General features: G+C 53.5%; 22 protein-coding genes. 6 read left to right on the top strand and 16 right to left on the bottom strand.

Going from position 1 to position 18,918, the window contains the following annotated elements:
• The first annotated feature begins 32 nt into the window (after window positions 1-32).
• The gene (cofD, locus tag ACZ44I_RS01030) at window positions 33-938 is read left to right on the top strand and encodes a 2-phospho-L-lactate transferase (RefSeq protein ID WP_464549517.1); all 906 of its coding nucleotides are present in this window, start codon (window positions 33-35) and stop codon (window positions 936-938) included.
• A gap of 74 nt (window positions 939-1,012) precedes the next feature.
• Entirely contained in the window at window positions 1,013-2,188 is a 1,176-nt protein-coding gene (locus tag ACZ44I_RS01025; RefSeq protein ID WP_464549519.1) for a HEAT repeat domain-containing protein, read from the top strand.
• A 2-nt stretch (window positions 2,189-2,190) separates the two neighbouring features.
• On the opposite strand, the gene ACZ44I_RS01020 is transcribed toward ACZ44I_RS01025, so the two are convergent.
• From ACZ44I_RS01020 to ACZ44I_RS01010, 3 genes are read right to left on the bottom strand one after another with little or no spacing between them, the layout of a single operon-like run.
• Entirely contained in the window at window positions 2,191-2,793 is a 603-nt protein-coding gene (locus ACZ44I_RS01020) for a DUF2179 domain-containing protein (protein WP_464549521.1), read from the bottom strand.
• A gap of 43 nt (window positions 2,794-2,836) precedes the next feature.
• Window positions 2,837-3,382, bottom strand: coding sequence for a pyruvoyl-dependent arginine decarboxylase (locus ACZ44I_RS01015; protein WP_464549523.1), 546 nt, complete (start codon window positions 3,380-3,382; stop codon window positions 2,837-2,839).
• A 51-nt stretch (window positions 3,383-3,433) separates the two neighbouring features.
• Window positions 3,434-4,276 (bottom strand): MBL fold metallo-hydrolase, encoded by an 843-nt coding sequence (locus tag ACZ44I_RS01010; RefSeq protein WP_464549525.1) that lies wholly within the window; start codon window positions 4,274-4,276, stop codon window positions 3,434-3,436.
• A 61-nt stretch (window positions 4,277-4,337) separates the two neighbouring features.
• Between ACZ44I_RS01010 and ACZ44I_RS01005 the strand changes: the two genes are divergently transcribed.
• The gene (locus ACZ44I_RS01005) at window positions 4,338-5,552 is read left to right on the top strand and encodes a hypothetical protein (RefSeq protein WP_464549527.1); all 1,215 of its coding nucleotides are present in this window, start codon (window positions 4,338-4,340) and stop codon (window positions 5,550-5,552) included.
• A 38-nt stretch (window positions 5,553-5,590) separates the two neighbouring features.
• Window positions 5,591-6,241, top strand: a complete 651-nt coding sequence (locus tag ACZ44I_RS01000; RefSeq protein WP_464549529.1) for a response regulator — start codon at window positions 5,591-5,593, stop codon at window positions 6,239-6,241.
• Window positions 6,242-6,285: 44 nt separating this feature from the next.
• Here ACZ44I_RS01000 and ACZ44I_RS00995 read toward each other — a convergent pair whose 3' ends face one another.
• The 4 genes from ACZ44I_RS00995 to ACZ44I_RS00980 all read right to left on the bottom strand — a co-directional run bounded on the left by ACZ44I_RS00995 (window position 6,286) and on the right by ACZ44I_RS00980 (window position 9,580).
• Window positions 6,286-6,834, bottom strand: coding sequence for a DUF7504 family protein (locus tag ACZ44I_RS00995; protein WP_464549531.1), 549 nt, complete (start codon window positions 6,832-6,834; stop codon window positions 6,286-6,288).
• Window positions 6,835-6,836: 2 nt separating this feature from the next.
• On the bottom strand, window positions 6,837-8,183 hold the full coding sequence (locus ACZ44I_RS00990; protein WP_464549533.1) for a PAS domain-containing protein: 1,347 nt from the start codon (window positions 8,181-8,183) through the stop codon (window positions 6,837-6,839).
• A gap of 195 nt (window positions 8,184-8,378) precedes the next feature.
• A complete protein-coding gene (locus ACZ44I_RS00985; RefSeq protein WP_464549535.1) occupies window positions 8,379-9,431 on the bottom strand; it encodes a transposase in 1,053 nt (350 codons plus the stop codon).
• A complete protein-coding gene (locus ACZ44I_RS00980) occupies window positions 9,428-9,580 on the bottom strand; it encodes a DUF2080 family transposase-associated protein (protein WP_464549537.1) in 153 nt (50 codons plus the stop codon). The genes ACZ44I_RS00985 and ACZ44I_RS00980 overlap by 4 nt, the downstream gene beginning before the upstream one ends.
• Before the next feature lie 189 nt (window positions 9,581-9,769).
• Between ACZ44I_RS00980 and aspS the strand changes: the two genes are divergently transcribed.
• Window positions 9,770-11,062 carry an aspartate--tRNA(Asn) ligase gene (gene aspS / locus ACZ44I_RS00975; protein WP_464549539.1) on the top strand — a complete coding sequence of 431 codons (1,293 nt, stop codon included), beginning with the start codon at window positions 9,770-9,772 and terminating at the stop codon, window positions 11,060-11,062.
• Between the two features lie 3 nt (window positions 11,063-11,065).
• Window positions 11,066-11,977: a methionine synthase gene (locus ACZ44I_RS00970; RefSeq protein ID WP_464549541.1), complete on the top strand. Its 912-nt coding sequence runs from the start codon at window positions 11,066-11,068 to the stop codon at window positions 11,975-11,977.
• Window positions 11,978-12,033: 56 nt separating this feature from the next.
• Here ACZ44I_RS00970 and ACZ44I_RS00965 read toward each other — a convergent pair whose 3' ends face one another.
• From ACZ44I_RS00965 to ACZ44I_RS00925, 9 genes are all read right to left on the bottom strand, one after another.
• A complete protein-coding gene (locus tag ACZ44I_RS00965) occupies window positions 12,034-12,603 on the bottom strand; it encodes a DUF6155 family protein (protein ID WP_464549543.1) in 570 nt (189 codons plus the stop codon).
• A gap of 64 nt (window positions 12,604-12,667) precedes the next feature.
• Window positions 12,668-13,114: a hypothetical protein gene (locus tag ACZ44I_RS00960; protein WP_464549545.1), complete on the bottom strand. Its 447-nt coding sequence runs from the start codon at window positions 13,112-13,114 to the stop codon at window positions 12,668-12,670.
• 161 nt (window positions 13,115-13,275) lie between these two features.
• On the bottom strand, window positions 13,276-13,668 hold the full coding sequence (locus tag ACZ44I_RS00955; protein WP_464549547.1) for a type II toxin-antitoxin system VapC family toxin: 393 nt from the start codon (window positions 13,666-13,668) through the stop codon (window positions 13,276-13,278).
• Window positions 13,655-13,894, bottom strand: coding sequence for an antitoxin VapB family protein (locus ACZ44I_RS00950; protein ID WP_464549549.1), 240 nt, complete (start codon window positions 13,892-13,894; stop codon window positions 13,655-13,657). Before ACZ44I_RS00950 ends, ACZ44I_RS00955 begins: the two co-directional genes overlap by 14 nt.
• A 132-nt stretch (window positions 13,895-14,026) precedes the next feature.
• Window positions 14,027-14,599 carry an RAD55 family ATPase gene (locus tag ACZ44I_RS00945; RefSeq protein WP_464549551.1) on the bottom strand — a complete coding sequence of 191 codons (573 nt, stop codon included), beginning with the start codon at window positions 14,597-14,599 and terminating at the stop codon, window positions 14,027-14,029.
• A gap of 13 nt (window positions 14,600-14,612) precedes the next feature.
• A complete protein-coding gene (locus ACZ44I_RS00940; protein WP_464549553.1) occupies window positions 14,613-15,401 on the bottom strand; it encodes an energy-coupling factor transporter transmembrane component T family protein in 789 nt (262 codons plus the stop codon).
• 4 nt (window positions 15,402-15,405) lie between these two features.
• Entirely contained in the window at window positions 15,406-16,803 is a 1,398-nt protein-coding gene (locus ACZ44I_RS00935; RefSeq protein ID WP_464549555.1) for an ABC transporter ATP-binding protein, read from the bottom strand.
• 3 nt (window positions 16,804-16,806) lie between these two features.
• Complete coding sequence (locus ACZ44I_RS00930; protein WP_464549557.1) at window positions 16,807-17,331, bottom strand: hypothetical protein; 525 nt, start codon at window positions 17,329-17,331, stop codon at window positions 16,807-16,809.
• The gene (locus tag ACZ44I_RS00925; RefSeq protein WP_464549559.1) at window positions 17,328-18,857 is read right to left on the bottom strand and encodes a class I adenylate-forming enzyme family protein; all 1,530 of its coding nucleotides are present in this window, start codon (window positions 18,855-18,857) and stop codon (window positions 17,328-17,330) included. Before ACZ44I_RS00925 ends, ACZ44I_RS00930 begins: the two co-directional genes overlap by 4 nt.
• Window positions 18,858-18,918: the final 61 nt, after the last annotated feature.

The raw sequence follows: 18,918 nt of genomic DNA, 5'->3' as shown, positions 1-18,918 counted from the left end.
GGCTCTTCACTTCTGAAGAAGAGATCATCTGTATGATTACTCTCCTCTCGGGGGGCACCGGAACCCCGAAGCTGATCCGGGGCATGCGGCAGGTGCTCCATGACTCCGAACTCTCTGTCATCGTCAACACCGCCGAGGATGTCTGGATCTCCGGAAACCACCTCTCCCCCGATATCGATACCGTGCTATACCTCTTTGCAGGCATCCTGAACACAGAGACATGGTGGGGGATCCGGGGCGATAGCCTTGAGACGAACCGGTACCTGGAGCGGATCGGGATGCCCGAATCAATCACAATCGGCGACCGGGACCGGGGCATCCATATCGCACGCGGCAACCTCCTTCGGGAGGGAAAGACACTCACCGAAGCAACAGCTGAAATCGCTGCTGCCCTTGGTGTCGAAGCAACTGTTCTCCCGATGTGTGACACACCTGTTGCAACCCATGTGGCAACAGAGAAGGGTCCGATGCATTTCCAGGAGTACTGGGTAGCCCATCGGGGCAATGTCGAGATCTCGGGGATCATCCGTGATTTTGAGAGACCTCCGGTTGCAACCGATGCCGTCATCGAAACCATTCAGAAGAGTGATTCCGTGATCATCGGCCCATCAAACCCGGTGACAAGCATCGGGCCGATCCTTGAGTGTGAAGGAGTCAGGGATGCACTCAGCGAAGTATTTGTCATTGCAATCAGCCCGTTCATCGGGAGCCGTCCCATATCCGGCCCGGCTGCGGCCCTGATGAAAGCCTGGGGAAAGACTCCCGATTCACGGGGAACACGTGAGGCATACGGGGATATCGTCGATCTCTTTGTACAGGATATTGATGATGGGATCGAGTGCGAGGGGAGCCTCCGGCTGAATACAATGATGACATCGCAGAAACAGAGCGAATCCCTTGCCTGGGATCTGCTTTCGATCATCCGGGGGCAGAGATAGAAGATTGCAGCAGAGCAGCCAAAGAGGTAATTATATACCCACCATCAGACGATTACTTCACAGAGAGGTAGTTTATGGGTCTATTTGGATGGTTCAGATCAAGGGACGGAAAGAAAGCCGTGGAGAGTACAGAAGCTGCCGAAGAATCACATCTTCCGCGTCTTTCACTTGATGATTCGCTCGGAAACCCTGATCCCGAGGTTCGGATCACTGCGGTTCATTCGATTACCGGTATCGGCGCTCCGGCAATCCCGCTGCTGATCAACACGCTCAGTGATGAGAGCTGGAGGGTGCGGAGAGCTGCCGGTACTGGTCTTGCCGGGATCGGGCTGCCGGCGGTCGAGCCGATGATCCTGGCCCTCGATGGGGCGAGGACGGATGTAAAGAGAGAGATCATACGGGCACTTACCCTCATCGGCAACCCGGCGTTTCCCGCACTTGTAGCAGCACTCGACAACCCGTCTGCCGATATCCGATCCGGCGCAGTCGGCGCAATCGCCCGGATAAATGCACCAGAGCGTGGGGAAGCACTCACCAAAGCTCTCAGCGATTCCGAACAGTCAGTCCGGGCGGCAGCAGCCGAAGCCTTCGGCCATCTTCCTGACGAGCAGGGGATCCCGGTTCTGCTCAGGCTCCTTGCCGATCCCGTCGAGAAAGTCCGAAATGCTGCGATAAAAGCCTGTATCCAGATAGGGAAACCTGCTGTTGCCCCGCTGATCAGAACCCTTGAGGGATCCGGACCTGAGATCAGAATCTATGCCGAAGAGGCACTGATTGGGATCGGATCTGCCGGGAGGACAGAGGTAATCGAGCTGTTGCATCACGAGAACCCGGGGATGCGCCAGTCCGGTGTTCGTATCCTCGGCGGGATCAGGGATTTAAATACGGTCTCACACCTTGTCGGTGCACTTGCAGACTCCGATCCCGAGGTGAGGAACGCTGCTATTGCCGCACTCTCTGGCTTTGGGAAGTCGGCACTCCCCGAGATCACCGCTGCGTTCGAGAATGCCGATCTCCGTGTCCGGGAAGGTGCAATGGAGATCCTTGCAGGTATGGGCGAGCCTGCGATTCCATCACTGGTTGTGTACCTGAAGAGCGAAGATCCATCCGTCAAAAAGCGTGCGGCAGTGATCCTTGGTGAGATCGGGAGCTTTGAAGCACACGAGCCCCTCACCGATCTCCTCCATGACAGCGATCCTTCTGTCCGCCGTGAGGCATTCGAGGCGATCGAACAGATAAAAAGAAGGTGAGGCTACTTCTGTTTTCTCCGGACCTTCATCGCATTGATCTGTGAACTGAGAAAACCCGGACTTTCAAGGGGAAATACCCCCTCTTTTACAGAACGGACATCCTCAACAGAGTAGAAAGCATTTGGGTTGAAATGTTTGATCAGGTCGATCACTTCGGTCATGCGGGACCTGTTGATGACACAGAAGATCAGTTTGACCGCCCCGGTCGCACCTTCGGCATTGATCGAGGTGATACCGAAGTTCTTCTGTTTTAATGCCTCGACCAGCTGGGTTGCATCACGGTTTGTGATCACCCGTACAATCACCTGCCCGATAGAGAGGCGATCTTCAAGGATGATACCCAGATAATTGCCGAGCGCAAACCCAAGCCCGTACGCAATATAAGCGGCCGGGTTATTCAGGTTCTTCATGATCTCCCCGATGGCAAGGAGCCAGATGATCACCTCAAAGAACCCAAGTGCTGGTGCAAGGAACCGGTACCCCCGGGCAACAAAGATGATCCGGAGGGTTCCCATGCTGACATCGACGATACGTGCGATGACGATGAAGAGGGGGATGAGAACCCAGGTATAGAGATCTGTAAAAGGAATACCGATGATCTCCATATTCTGACCTCCCTGAAAAAAGTTGGATGCTGATTATCCAAAATCAGAGGACAAAGACAGCGGCTGCAATGACGGTCACCCATCTGCCGTCCGCATCACCTTCTGCAGACTGGCAGATATGGGTCGTCTTGATGATCTTTCCACTCGCCTTATAGATCTGTTCCCGTTCCTGCCATGCCTTATCGGGATCAAACTCGATTCCGAGTGTTGTTGCAAGCATCGTTGCGGCGAGATCCTCAGCATATTCTCCTGAGACAAATGCAGTCTCACCATACGCATGGTGTTCTGAGAGGTACCCGTACTCGTTTGCATCTTTTGGGAGTGCCAGTCCGATTGCAGCAGATAACAGGCGGTTTGGCTCGTTCGTCTCATTCCGTGCCATCACACAGTAGACGATCTCGCCAGCATTGAGTTCTTTGAGACCATCTTCGGGGGAGACGATCGTTGCGTTTGGAGGGAAGATACTCGAGACATAGACGAGATTATACTTCTCGATCCCTGCCTTCCTGAGTGCAAGCTCAAATGAGGCGAGTTTGTCTTTATGGACACCAACCCCTTTTGTAAAGAATACCTTTGAGGGAACAACCATATGCATCATTCGAACTGATGAGAGTTTAAACTTTGTCCGGTGAAAACCGCATTATTCATCCCATACGAGGTGTGATCCCACCCCAACGGGTGTGATTGCGTGGTGGTGGGAGAGTGCAATGGTTGCGGGAAGCCCGGTACAATGACAGGGATAGATAACTCCGATATCCAACTCTGCACACCATCGGGAGACTTCATCTATCCTGGCCGGGGTTGCAGAATAGAGGTGAAAGCCCCCGATGATTGCTGCAACCCGTTCATCTCCGCAGACACTCCGCGCATATGCAACCGTATGCTCGATCCCGGCATGAGTGCAGCCACAGATGAGCACAAGGCCGTCATCCCCATGATAGACGAGGCAGGAATCCTCGATGACGGGATCGGGTACCCACCCGTTTCTGGTCTGGATAGCGGCACTGCTCTGTGCAGTCCGTTTTGGATCGGTCCTTGGGATCTCACCGAGGAAGGTGATCCGATCGGAGACGTTCTGCGGAGAGACGGAGGTCTTCACCTCCCCAAACATTGAGAGATACTCAGGCGAGACCGGGCAGCCGACATCTCCTCCTTCTTTTGCCTTCTTCCTCCCGAAGGTCGCCGGATGGGTGATGAAGAGAGGCTCTTTGGCTGGTCTTCCCTCGATTCCTGCCCTGATATGGTGGGCGGCAAGTGAGGGGAGGCCGCCGGTATGATCGATATGCCCGTGTGAGAGGACGACTGCATCAAGATCAAGGAGATCGATACCCATTGCAGCGGAATTCTCAAGGAAAAGACCCGAATACCCGCAGTCAAAGAGGAGGCGGGCATCGCCATCCTCAATATACAATGAAAGCCCGGGTTCACTCCGGAAGTACCGGTCAATCAAGGTGGTGTTCTCGATGATCACGGTCAACTTCATATACACACGTTGTGCTCTTTCAGACGAAAGCCTCTTTCATACCGGGGGCGATGAAATGAATATGTTCAGACGAGGAGCTTTCTGCATTACCCTGCTGCTCCTTCTGGTCTCCTCTGCCGGAGCCTTCTTTGTGGAGAGTGCTGAGGGAGTGCCGGAAGGGTATCCCGTCTATGGTGAGGAGATGGATCTTGAGATACATATCACCTTCCCGGGACTTGATACTCTCTCATTCCCCTCTCAAGACACGCTTGAGCTCAAAACAGATCTCACAAATCCCCGCTGGACGGTTGATATGCACCGATCGGGTGGCGTGAGCACCCTGAGGCAGAGTAGTAAGAGCAGGGAGAGGATCCCGGGCTGGGAGCTCTCGTATCCGGCCGGCGATGATATCGCCCTGACTATCCGTGTATCAGGTACCGTTCCCCTGCTGGCTGAGCCGGGGAGCGTCACTATTCTTTCAGTACGCCAGCTTGACGGCTCCTATACGCTCCGCGGGGAGAACGAGTACCTGATCGCACAGACGGCATATCCTGCTGGAAGCGTCCCCTCAGGCACCCCGCCTGATCCGGTGGTCGCCGCCCCATCCCCGCCGGATCTCTCGGCGTTCACGGCGTCAGGGCGATCAACCACCCCGGCCGGACTCCTTAATCCCGGAGAGACGACAACGCTCAGGACATACCTCTACTTCGACAGAATCCCGCACACCACGTTTCCAACAAGTGATACGCTCCGGCTAGAGACCAGGTTAATAAATGCGACATGGGCGGTCAGCATCCACAAGGGGGGAGCAGAACTCGTACGAAACCCCCGGAGCGGCTATTTCTATACCATCCCCGGTTTTGAGCTCTCCTATCCGGCACGAGAGAGCCTCGGGCTCTCTGTTGCTGTCACCGGAGTAGTGCCCGCCGGGACAACTGCGCCGCTCCTCGGGATCACCCAGTGCGGGCCTGACGGCTATGTGAGGGAGGGTGCGATCTTCACTCATCCCGCAGGGGTTGCCGCGATCATCCCGACAGAGACTCCGGCACCAACCGATCTGCCCACCCAGGTGCCAACAGTCACCCCGGCCACCACACAACCAGGAACAGAGAGCCCGACACCCCTGCCGATACCGGAGATGACCCCGCTCCCACCACCTCCAAAAGGCGAGATCTTCCCTGATGGGATCACCATTGATGGCATTCTCAATCTCGTCCTGGAACTCATCGATCATGGAACACTCTTTGTCAACCGGTTGATGCCGCTCATTGAACGGATCGCCGGGATCGGATCATAAGCAATCCTTTATTAAAGAAGAAAGGAGAAAGAATCGTCATGGCAACCGAATCCGGGAGCATGCCATCCAGGAGAAAGAACGGACATCCCCTGATCCTCTTTGTCGATGATAACGAGGTGCTCAGGAGGATCATAACCGAGGTGCTGGAGGGACGGTGCGGGTATACTGTCATCACCGCAGACGGGGGGAGAGCCTGCCTCGATACCCTCGCCGATATCAGGCCGGATATGATCCTCCTCGATATCATGATGGAACCGATGGATGGGTGGGATATTCTCAGGGAGATCCGCTCAATCCCCGAATACCAGACGATACCTATTGTTCTCATGACCGGCAAGATGTTCCTCCCCAGAGAGATGCTCGCCTATGGACCCCATATCTGCGGCTGGATTAAAAAGCCGATCAGGATGGAACCCTTCACAAAGGCCATACAGCAGATTTTTACCGAGCTTTCCGAGGATGAGAAGGTTGCTGAAGAGATGAAAGGGACGGCATCTCCGGAGGAGCGGCAGAGAATCGCCCTGCACCGCCGCCGCCTCAGGGTGCTCCGCCAGATCTATGAGGGGATCAATGCCCAGTGTGTTACACCAGCAGGTGATTCCTGTGAAGGGTGGATTGAGGATATCAAAGAGATGGATGAACTGATCGCACAGGAAGAGGAATGGTGCAGGGTTTTAGGCATTCCCTGAAATGAGGAGAGACCTTCCCTTCCATCAAGAATCCGGATCAAAACTCATTCTTCAAGGACAGTATCCACAAAGGTGGAGAGCTGCATCAGGAGATCGGGATCAAGCCCTTTTTCTGCTGCGAGGAAGACCCCCGCCACTCCGGCGAGGCGGAGGCGGTTTGTTACGAAATGCATGAATTTTGAGATGTTCTGGGTGGGGAGGTAGATCAGCATCGTCGATACCGAGTCAAGGATGATGCAGGCTTTTTTCCCTTCCATCTTCTTCAGGATGGTGGTGACGGCAATTCCCATATCAGTCAGGTTTGAGGGGTGGTTGATATAGGTCGTCATCGGATCGGAATCAGGCTCCTTTCCAAGGGAGTACCGGGTGATCGCATCGATATACCAGACTGATTCTGGATCGATTCCGGCTTTTTCGTAGAGCATTCTCAAAATCGGCGAAGGCTGGTTGGTGGTGATGACGATTGCGTCATATCCTCCATCGATGATCTCACCCACCAGCTGGATCGAGGCCTTCTTCATATCTTTTGGCTCTGCAAGGAGGAGATAGATCTCCCCCTCTTCGATCAGATGAGGAGCTGTTGCATCAGACATGGTTACTCCAGGAGGAATGCCCGGTATGCTTCAGGAATATCTCCGCCCTCTCCCGTGAGAGCGGCATTGAGTTCCCGGATCGTCTCTGCAATCTGTGCCAGGTGGGTCATCTGCACCCTCAGCCGGAGAGCGGCACTATCACAATTGAGGGTATTATCTTCGAACATTCCGAGTATATCCTCGATATTCTCCCGCACAACCTCAACAGGCATCTTCAGTCGGGCTGTCGCTTCCCTGATATATTCGATCATCGTCCGTTGCGCCTTCTTCACCTCTGTGACATCCCGGACCAGAAGCGAGAAGCCTTCACCACCAAAGAGCGGCGTTACAGAGATGATCACGTCATGCTCCATTCCCCGGCGATCCCTCAGGACAGCGGAGATGACCGCATGATCAGATTGTGAGAGCGCCTCTGCGATCCGATCTTCACCCTCCTTCAGATTGATCAGATCCAGAATCGGCGCATCAAGGGCATCCTTCTCCGGAATGCCGGTCATCTCTTCTGCTGCTTTGTTCCATGAGAGTATGGTGCCGGAGACGGAGACGCTGATGATCGCCTCCTGTGAAGTCTGCACGATCGTCGAGAGGAGCCGCATCTGCGACTCAGATCGCTTCTGTTCGGTCATGTCACGGATCACAATGATGGTATGGGGACGGTTTTTGATCGTTACCGTTGAGATGTTGAGTTCGGCCGGGATCAGACTGCCATCCTTTCTTCTGGCATCAAGCTCATAGGAGCCGGTCTTTGCAAGCACCGACTGCCATCTGTTGCGGTCAGTCTCCGGCGAAACGAGATCGATGACCGTGCTGCCTCTTGCCTCCTGCTTCTGATACAGAAATATCCGCTCTGCCGCCGGATTCCAGTACGTAATGATTCCGTCTTCGTCCAGAAGGATGATCCCGTTATATGCTGCTGATGTGATCCCGTGGAAGAGCTCCTCTCGTTCACGGAGCTGCCGTTTGTTTTGAACCTTATCGGTGATATCCACCCCGACAGCCACATACCCGGTGATGGTGCTGCCGGGTGATCTGACTTCGCTTGTGTTCCATGAGATATGCTTCTCTCTGCCATCCTCTGTGATGATCCTGGTCTCAAAGTTCCGCAGATATGCCTCTTCCTCGATCACATCTCTGATCAGCTTCGTGATCTCTTTCCGGTACCCGGGATCCGGATACAGCCGCTTCCAGACTTTATTCTCTCCTATAACCTCCCGGGCAGGATAGCCGGTGATCTGTTCGGCAGCAACATTCCAGAAGAGGATCGTTCCATCCGGGGCGAGGAAGGTAACCAGAGCATTCATCCGTTCGATGATCGTCTGGTGAAAGAGGGCAAGATCGGCAGTCATCATATATCGATCGATGATTGGGAGAGAGGTAGATATATTTAACCCTGTAATCAGTATCTCCGATCGAAAATAAGTGAGCGGCACAGTGCCCTCGATTCGCGGCACAATGGCAGTCAGTTAAGACCTATCGATGGCTCCCTGATGATCCACCGACCAACACCCCCATGCAACTGTGACATGGAGATGGCAACCGAGCACCTATCGTGGCTCTTTATATCGAGCAGCGCAGAGTTCGTACATCTCCAGTAAGAACTGTTTAAAACTCACCTCATCTTTGTACAGCACGATCCAGAGCAGCTGGAGCACCTGTTCATACGCGAAGTAAAAGAACCGGATTCGTGGATCCTTTGATTTCGAGGAGATTCTCGCTTCATCCTGCACCCGGAAACCGGTTTCGATTCTCCATCGTTTCTTGTAGGTTGGAATAACATATTCCAGATCAATAGACTCCTGATTCGTAGCAAATGCCCAATCATATGACTTTTCAGACTTTTTATCGAATATCTGCTTGAGAAGTGCGAGTGTTGTCTCCCCTCGAAACATCGTCTTGTCTTTATTGACCTCGAGTTCATATCGGATCTTTTTCTTCTCTCCAATATCCAGCAATTCTATCTCTTTTTTGATTTTCTCGTTTTTTGGAGCGAAAATCAGATACGGCACCTCGGCATGTGTCAGAGTCAGCATCAGATCTTTGCTAAAGAATCCCCGGTCAAATACCGTGAGTTCAACGGAATTCACCAGTGGTTCAACCAGAGCAAGACACCAGGTCACCGTTGTTGCCATATTATGGCCAAGATGCACAGGAACTGATAAAAGCGGAATCTTCTGGGGAATATCAGAATTGATGATGGCGCATGAGAGGAACTTAAACTTCCCGGTAACCCCATGTTCACCAGTATATCCATGTATCCAGAACCCCTGAACATCACCATAAAAATCTTCTTCGGTATAATCAAAGGCTAAAACAACGTTTTTATTGGCAAGATCAAATCGTGTACCCAGTCGCTCGACCGTCATCCGATACTGCCAGACAATGTGTGATGTCGTGACATTCTTGATGGCGAGATGGAGTGAATCTGCCCTGTTGCCGACGGTTTCGATATAGGTATTTGCAACCGCTGCTTTGAGGAGGTCCCGGTTATACTGGAATCCGGAGAGTGTCGGTCCTTTAAACGGGAGTTGCAGTGCCCTATCGACGAATGTATCGAGTGTTTTAAGCGTCCTGAACAATCGTGCATCACTGAGTTTCATAGTATTACCAGGTAGACCATTCTGTCCAGGTATTCCTTGGGGCAGTCCACTTTTGCGCTATTCCCGAATTTAGTTACTTTTCGAATGAGAAATCCCTGAATATTCTCGATCTCGATCCGGGTAGCAGGATTTAGCTCAACTTTCTTCATTGGATATACAATGGATATCCATAATATTTAAATCTTGCTGGCGACCGACCTGTTACAGAGGTTCGAAAAGAAGATGTGTTAGTTCAAGTGGAAGTCATGGATCCCTTTCGGAGATACTGGTAATTGCCGGGTTGCATCCCTGAGGACACAAACCTCTTCACCTTATACGAAGTACCAGTACTGGATTTTATGCGCATACCAATACGAGACGTAACACCCACACTTGAGCGGGCAACAATCGCCGGATGGGTTCATGAAGAGCGGGACCTTGGGGGTCTTGCCTTCTTCCTGATCCGGGATCGAAGCGGTATCATGCAGGTGACGGTTCCAAAGAAGAAAGTCCCTGAAGATGTCCTGATTGCAATAAAAGAGGTATCACGGGAGTCTGTGGTCCGGGTCTCCGGGATCATCAAGGCAACCGAAAAGGCGCCCGGCGGGCGGGAGCTTGTTCCTGATCAATTTGAGATCCTGGCAAAGGCGGCCTCCCCGCTCCCCCTTGATGTCGCCGAGAAGGTGCCTGCCGAGATCGATACCCGGCTCGATGCCCGGTTCCTCGATGTCAGGCGGCCGAGGATTGCTGCAATCTTCTCGATCCGCTCCCGCGTGATGGAGGCAACCCACAGCTTCCTCTTCAGGGAGGAGTTCCTCCAGATCACTACCCCGAAGGTGGTGGCAGCTGCAACCGAAGGGGGCACCGAACTCTTCCCGATCGCATATTTTGAGAAGGAGGCATTCCTGAGCCAGAGCCCGCAGCTCTACAAGCAGATGATGATGGCAGCAGGCTGCGAGAAGGTCTTTGAGATCGGCCCGATCTTCAGGGCTGAAGAGCATAACACAAACAGGCACTTAAACGAGGCAACCTCGATCGATGTCGAGGTTTCGTTTGCCGATCATACCGATGTGATGGTGCTCCTTGAAAAGCTCATGCACGAGATCTATTCTTCGGTTGCAGAGAACTGCACTACCGAGCTTGAACTCCTCGGAATCCCTGATCTCCAGGTGCCTGGGAAGTCGCTTCCCCGCCTCCCCTATGCAGAAGCAATCGAGATTGCCGCCAGAAAGATGGAAGAGCCGATCGCATACGGCGACGATCTCGGAACCGCATCCGAGCGGGCGATCGGCGAGGAGATGGGCACCCACTACTTCATCACCGAGTGGCCGACCGCCATCCGGCCGTACTATGCGATGCCGTCTGCTGCCGATCCTTCGATCTGCAATGCATTCGACCTGATGCACCCGAAGATGGAGCTCTCATCCGGTGCACAACGGTGCCATGTCTATGACCAGCTGGTTGCGCAGATCAAGTCCAAAGGGCTCTCCCCCGAAGGGTTCGAGTTCTATTTGAAGCCCTTCCAGTACGGGATGCCGCCGCATGCCGGCTGGGGTCTTGGTGCCGAGCGGCTCGTCATGACGATCTGTAATCTCCAGAATATCCGTGAAGCGGTCCTCTTCCCACGCGATCGCCACCGGGTCACCCCATAAGCCATGTCTTCGCCTCTCTTCGATCCCGGCATGATCCTCCCGACAACCGTTGTCGGGAGCTTCCCCGCAGTGAAGGGAAGAGGGCTCTCCGCCGTCCTCGACCCCTATAAACATGCTGTACGGTTTGCTGTTTCCGAGCAGATCCGGGCCGGGATTGATATCATCTCCGATGGGCAGGTCCGGGAGGGGATGATCCAGGCATTCACGGGAAAGCTGCCCGGTATACGGGATGACTCCGTCATCTCGTCTGTGCAGGCAGCGCCAACCGGGATCACCGTCTCAGATACCCGGTATGCACTCACACAGACCCGGAAGGTCAAAGGCATCCTCACCGGCCCCTCGTCAATTGCCCATGCACTCCGAATCCAGACGCCAACATACCGGAACCGGGAGGAGCTTGTGATCGATATTGCGCATGCCCTCGCCGCAGAAGGAGAGGCGCTCGCACGGGAAGGGGCCTGTATCATCCAGATCGATGAGCCGATCCTCTCAACAGGAGCTGCCGATATCGCAACCGGGGCAGAGGCGATTGGAATCATCGCAGAAAAGGTGGATCTCCCGGTCTGCCTGCATGTCTGCGGGCCGCTTGAGGAGATCATCGATCACCTCCTCAGGCTGCCGGTTGCGATCCTGGATATCGAGGCCGCGACCCAGCCGGAGAATCTTGAGATCTTCACTGATAAAGACCTTAAAGGAAAGATGGTCGGCTGCGGGTGTGTCGCCTCCTCTGACCATGAGGTTGAGCCGGTCGACCTGATCCGGCAACGCATCGAGAGATGCATCGAGATATTCTCGCATGATACAATCCTGATCGACCCGGACTGCGGGCTTCGGATGCATACGCCGGAGGGGGCATTTGCCAAGCTCTCCCGGATGTGCGAGGCGGCACAACTGGTGCGGGGAGAGTATCTGTAGGGTGGGGGTGTAAAAAAGCAGGCTTGAAGGAGATTTCAGGATCCGGAGCAGACTGTTCAGTCCTCGAAGAAGGACAGTTCTCTCCCATTCCTATCACAAAAATCATACAGTAACTCAACCAGGGTGTCATAATAGCCCCACCCCATGCCTGATGCCATATCAACAATTTTTTCAAGTTTGGGTAGAAAATGGTCGACTATACCATCAGGCTGTGAGTCAAGCTCTTCTGTAATCTTCTCAAACATTCTTTCAAGGCTGAGATAGAAGTTTTCCCACATATCACCATACGCGACCGTGTACTTTGTGCCCATCTCAACATAATGGGTCATGAGTTCTAATTTCCCGACCATATCGTTTGTTGCCTTAAAATAACTGGATATAACCCTTTTTCCGGCAGAGAAATTCACACTCCTTCGCCCTGTTATGGGCGGATACAGTGCATCTGAGATTTTTTTACAGTAAGGCTCAAGAGACGCCTCTCCTGTCGGGTAACGGGAGTGGAGAAACGTTTTATTATCCTTATTCAGCCTGTATAGATCACCTATCAGTTTTATCAGTTCCTTCTTCTCTTTCTCTGAAAGAACGTTCTTTACATCGCTCCATGCCATTTTCTTCGGTTCTGTCATAGCCCGGTTTGATAATTACTGAATTCTTCCTGCTTTCAGACACGTCATTGATGACACTCTGGTGCTAAAAGCCCCACACTTCATCCATATCCTCAATATCTTCATCAAGATATCTCTCCATAGTTGCAATCCATTCCGGCTTCTCCTCTTTTATTGTTTCTTTCAGTTCAGTGAACTCCTCTTTGGTAATCTCACCTTTCTCAAACATAAACTGATAGAACTTCTTCAGGCTTGAAGCATTCTCATTTATTGCCGAAATACCACTCCAGGGACCTTTTTTGATAAACCAGAATCCCAGATACATGCTAATCTCATTGACACCATCCCGGGCATCAAGGTCTTCATAGTACAGCAGAAACACATTTATGTAAAAATCGACATTTTGAAGATGCTTTTCAATGGTTCTTGGAGTAAGTTCCTTTTTTGTGAGATACTCCCTGAATTCGGCAAGAAGGTTTTTGTTATATGATTTGATAGCATCATTTTCGTCTTCGTAATCTTCAGAGGACATAATCATGAGATCCCTGATTTATTCGGTACTATAAACATTCTTTATTCATACATAAATGTCACTCTGTTCTCAAACGTCGGACTCGAAATCCGGCTCTTCGTGAATCTGATTGGTTTTTATAGATGCGACCCATCATCCGGCTATCAGGTATATACAACCCTTTAGTATCTCCTGAGCTTTAACGCAGGAATACCTTCAAAATGATGATCCCGCGTCACAATCTCACTATCATATCCAAGTGCTATTGAGGCGATCAGCTCATCAAAATCTCCAACAGGTTTACCTTCCTTCCTCAATCTTGCAGAGAGAGCTCCAAAGATCCTATATGTCTCGTTATTAATGTTCTCGGTAATGAGATGCTGTGTGATCGCTTCCACCTCTTCCAGGTTTTTTTCCGGGGATGATGAAAAATAAGCACCTCTATACAATTCGAGAATGGTGATCGATGTTGTTGCAGGAGTCAGTCCTTCCTTCTCAATTGTTTCCAATACCCTGAGCGCCTCGGGTTTGTGTCGGATCAGATCAATGATGAATGAGGTGTCAAGTACCGGCATCAAAGTCGACCTCTCGCATCCTGGCTTTTCTCATCTCCCGGGAGGCCTCTTCAATCGAATCTGCAAGCTCCTGATTTGGACCAAGCTCTTTGAGTATTTCAGAGAGCTTTTTCCTGGGGGGAGTAAATCTGAGGATTACTTCTGAGAAACTCATTCCCGTCCCACCTTTCAACCTGGAGAGACGCTCATAGGCATCATCACTGATGCTTATTGTTTTAGTTCCCATATCTGTGTATGTGTATGTATGTGCATATAATATCAACGATTGGGAGAAGAAAGTGGAATGCAAGACAAGATCTCAAGGAAGGGGAAAAGAGTGGTATTCTTTTATTCCATCTGAATCAGGAGGTGTTTCTCATCACACCACCCTTGACGTCGTCGAGAGCTCGATCCCTTCCCCGGTGATCACAAAGGGAACCGTCCGGTCAGGGATCCGCATGCCCCGGTACTTCATGATCTGGAGCCTGCGTTCGATCTGGGACTGGTGGATCTCGGCTGTCAGCCGGATCACAATATCTGCCTGCCTGAAGATGAGCGCCTCTTCATAGGGGGTATGGAGGCCTTCATACAGTGTGCAGAGGAGGCAGCCGCCATCCTTCCTGAAGGCAGCGGTTGCGGTCGTGAGGAGCCGGAGTGCCTGGGCAATGCCCCGGTCAAGGATGAGGGTCGAGAGTGAATCGACAACCGCGGCATCCCCCCGGATATCATGGGCGAGATCCTCAATAGAGAGGCCGGCTGCCGGGATGATCCCATCGCTCACCTCCTCATCAAGCATGAGGTACACCCCGGCATTGGCTCTGGCAAACTGGGCTGCGAGGCCATCCATCCCGGAGAGGGGGGATCCGTACATGATGATCCGGCTCCCGGCCATGTACCCGCCACCGATGACCGGATCAAGTCCGGGAACGCCGCTTGCTCTCAAATCACCCATTCCTCCATTCTAGTTATAGTCCGATGATCTGGATCGCCGCCACACCAGCCGCAAGAACAAGAGCGGCAGAGAGGACAAGCCCGTCAAGGGCGCCGACCGATATTGCTCCGGTCTCGGCTTTCCCACGGCGGTATCCACGCATATCGATGGTCAGCCCGAGGGTATCAGCCTTTCCAAGAGAATTTAAGATGAGGGGAAGAATCACCGGCTTCAGCCCACGGACTTTTCCCATCAGCCCGTCGCCGGGTGCATACCCGCGGGCAAGCTGCGCCTCACTGATACGGATGCCTTCCCTCTGGAGGGTCGGGATGAACCTAAGCGCTATCAAAAACATCAGGGTATAGTCGATCGGCATCTTCAGCTGCCGGAGCGTGGTGACGAGCTCTGCTGGTTTTGTAGAGACGACGAGGAGCTGGAATGCAAAAAGCATCACCGCAAACCGGAGCGATAGGATGGTGCCAAAGAGGAGGGCTCCGGCAGTCACCGGCAGGGCGCCTCCGATGATCGGCACTGCTGGCGGGATCAGCGGGAAGAACACCTCCCCCGCCGGCATCGTCAGCACCGTGAAGAAGACAAGCATTATCCCAAGAACGAGGAGGAGTGGGATCTGTTCAGTGAGCCCACGCCCAAGCCCTCCTGCCCATGCAGCCAAAAAGACGACGACCAGAAGGAATCCAAGCAGCAGAGGATCGCTTGTCATGACGGCGAGGATGACGAGGATCACCGTGAAGAGGAGTTTTGTGATCGGATGTACCCGGTGGAATACCCCGTTTCCGGGGATATACTGCATAATTTCCTGCATATTTTTATGCCTCCGTGGTAGAGATGATTTTTCCATCACTCATCTTCAGTACCCGGTCTGCAAATGTCGTTGCAAGATTCGGATTATGCGTGATCATCACAATCCCATGCCCCTCATCAGAGAGCCGCATCAAAATTTCCATGATCTGGAGTGATTCTGCAAGATCCAGTCCGGTTGTCGGCTCGTCAAGGACAAAGACCTCCTGTCCCATCGCAACGACGCAGGCGAGGGCAAGCCGCTGCCGCTCGCCCCGTGAGAGGTGGCGGGGATTGGTATCCTCTTTTCCGGCAAGCCCGACTTCATTGAGGACATCAGCGATGGAGCTCTGGTCTTTCCCGATATTCTTCAGCCCAAACGCGATCTCCTTTCTGACAGTATCCTCAAAGAGCATCGTATCGGGGTTCTGGAAGACGAGTCCGGTATGCCGGGAGAGGACAGAGATGGAGTGGCCGTTGCAGGGGGTCCCGGCGATTGTGAGGGTTCCTTCTGTCGGCTTCAGAAGACCATTGAAATGCTTCACGAGGGTGGTCTTGCCAGACCCGTTCTCCCCCACAATCGCGATGATCTCGCCTTTATGGAGCGTGAAGTCAACACCGTCAACTGCACGGAGATCATCATAGCAGTGAACCAGCCTTTCTGCCTCGATGAGGGGTGCACCACCTGTCTTCCGGGGCCGTTTGGTGATCGGGGGAAGAGCATCCCGGATGATCCGGGAGACTTCTTCCGGGGTGCCTGATGCGGTGATCGCCCCATCCTCCACCAGCACGCAGGTATCTGCATACTCTGCCGCCTCATCGATCATATGCTCGACAAGGACAATCGTCTTCCCATCATCTGCAAGCTTCCGCAGGATGGAGAAGATCAGGGTGCGTGCCTCCTCATCCAGTTCAGAGGTCGCCTCATCCAGGATGAGGACATTTGTTCCGAGGGCAAGGGTTGCGGCAAGCGCCGCTTTCTGCTTCTGCCCGCCCGAGAGGGTATAGGGGGCACGGTCAGCGAGATGGGAGATCTCCAGGAGATCGAGGATCCTGACGAGTTCGGATTCTGCCTCCTGTTTTGAGAGGCCGCTGTTCTCGAGGCTCGTCATCACCTCTTCCCCGACAGTGGTGAAGATCAGCTGTGCGTCGGCATCATCAAAGACCATCGAGACGGTATGGGAGAGCTCTTCAATCCCATCATACTCCATCATATCCCGGCCCGCAATCACAATCGATCCGGTGGAGGTGCCGGTATAGATATGCGAGAGGATACCCGACATGGCCCGGCAGAGGGTGGTCTTGCCCGCACCCGATGGGCCGGTGACAAGCGTCATCGAACCCTCCGGAAGAGAGAGGGAGATATCCCGGAGTACCGGGTGCTCCCTGTTCCGATAGGTGTAGCTGAAATGGTCTATCCTGATCATCAGTTACCTCTCAAGGACCCGTGAGGCGGCGGGGTAGAGCATCGAGACGATGATCCCGTTCACCACCGCGGTGATGACGACGATCGGAACAACTGCCATCACAAAGCCGGTAAGGGTCACTGCCTGTGCGAGCATTCCCGGCGCTGCGAGGAGCAGGATGACGACGACCCCGACAAAGGAGAGGCCTGAGGCAAGGGTCGCAACGAGGGTGGTGATTCCGGGTGCTGCGAGCTTCATCCTGTCTTTCAGTGCCATGAAGACGAGTATACAGACGACCGCCCCGATTGGTTCTGATATGAGGTTTGCAGGCGGGAAGATCGAATGGCTGATCAAAGCCGATATCAGGCCGGCGATGACACCTATCCCGAGAGCTTCACTGATCTTTGGGACGACCAGTATGATCGCAAGCGAGTAAAACGCGATCACAAGGTTCGCGACGATCGGGCCCGGTATGACGAGCGACATGTACCGTACAATGGCTCCTGCTGCAAGCAGGATGCCGACAAGTGCTATATCTCTTGATTTCATGATAATCTCTCTCTGGTATATTCTTCTCTGAGTGTTTTCCGCATCAGTTTCCACCCGTTCTTCCTTGGGAGGGAATCGGTCACGAAAACTTCCCTCGGCACCTTGTATCCTGCAAGATGGGAGCGGCAGTATTCGATGATATCATCTCGTGTGATCGTTTCCCCCTCCTTTGGGACGACTGCTGCAACCGGGATCTCGCCCCTTCGCGGATCCGGAACCCCGAAGATGGCGGCATCTGCAACAGACGGGTGCCTGAGGAGGATATCCTCCACCTCGGTCGGGTAGATCTTCCAGCCCGACATGATGATCATATCCTTTTTGCGATCTGTTATGGAGAGGCGGCCTTCTGTATCGATGAACCCGATGTCGCCGGTCAAAAACCAGCCTGATTCGAGGAAGGCCTCTTCGGTCTCCTCTTTCATCCCATAGTACCCAAGGGCGACTGCGGGGCCACGGAGGGCCACTTCCCCCTCTTCTCCGACCGGGAGGATTTTTGTGGGATCATCGGAATCGACGATTTGTACCTCAGAATAGCCGACCGGGTGGCCGACTGAGAGGAACCGGTCTGCAAACGAATAGTCTGCTGCCCGGATGGCTGTGCCGGTCCCGATCACGATCGTCTCCGAGAGGCCGTACGCATTGATGATCGGAATATCGAACCGCTCATGGAACGGCTTCCAGACCTCGGGATGGAGGGGGCCGCCGCCTGAGATGATCTCTCTGGCTGATCTGAGTCGCTCTTCTGTTCCGGGTGGTGAAGTGAGGAGGGAATGGATCACCGGCGGCATCCCTGCAAGGACGGTGACTCCGTATTCTTCTGTCAGCGTGAGGTAGGCTTCGAGATCGAAGCGTTCCATCACAACAAAGGTTGCCCCCGCCTTCAGTGCTGCTATTCCCCATGATATGCCGACATGGCCCATCGGGTAGATGCCGAGATAGACATCATCCGGTGTGAGGGCAAGTGCCTCTGCCTCGGCATCGAGGGCCGCCATCCATCCGCCATGGGTGAGCATCGCTCCCTTCGGCCTTCCGGTTGTTCCGGAGGTATACTGGATCTGGCAGAGATCAGTGGGCGAGCAGTTCACGGGGGAGATTACTGGTACTGCCTCCCGCAGTACAGGCCAGGGAACCGTGCCCTCAGGTGCATCGTGAGTCGAGATGATGGTGATTTCGGGGATCGCTTCTGCCACCTTCACCCCTTCCGGATCGGTGATAACAACACGTGCACCGGAGTTTGCCACCGCATAGGCGAGCTCATCCCGCGTATAGACCCGGCCGGTCGGGACAGCGACTGCCCCGATCCGCCATGCCGCGAAGTACCCGATCAGGTACTCGGCGGAGCTCTCCAGGTAGATGACGATCCGGTCGCCCTTCAAAACACCAAGCGAGGTGAAGAGCGAGGCGAGAGAAGAGGTGGCATCCAGGAGATCCCGCATTGAATAGGACTCGCCCCGTGTGGGGACGATCAGGGCGGGTTTTTCTGATCGGGCCGCCCCGATATCAAGAAATGCGGTGATGTTTGGCACGTAAAATTCTCCATTATTGTAGTATAATGTATATATTTGTACAATTCAGATATAAAAGAAG

The sequence above is a fragment of the Methanocalculus pumilus genome (genome assembly GCF_055382585.1).
The sequence above is the reverse complement of the archived record's forward strand: the minus strand, read 5'-3'. Positions and strand labels throughout refer to the sequence as shown.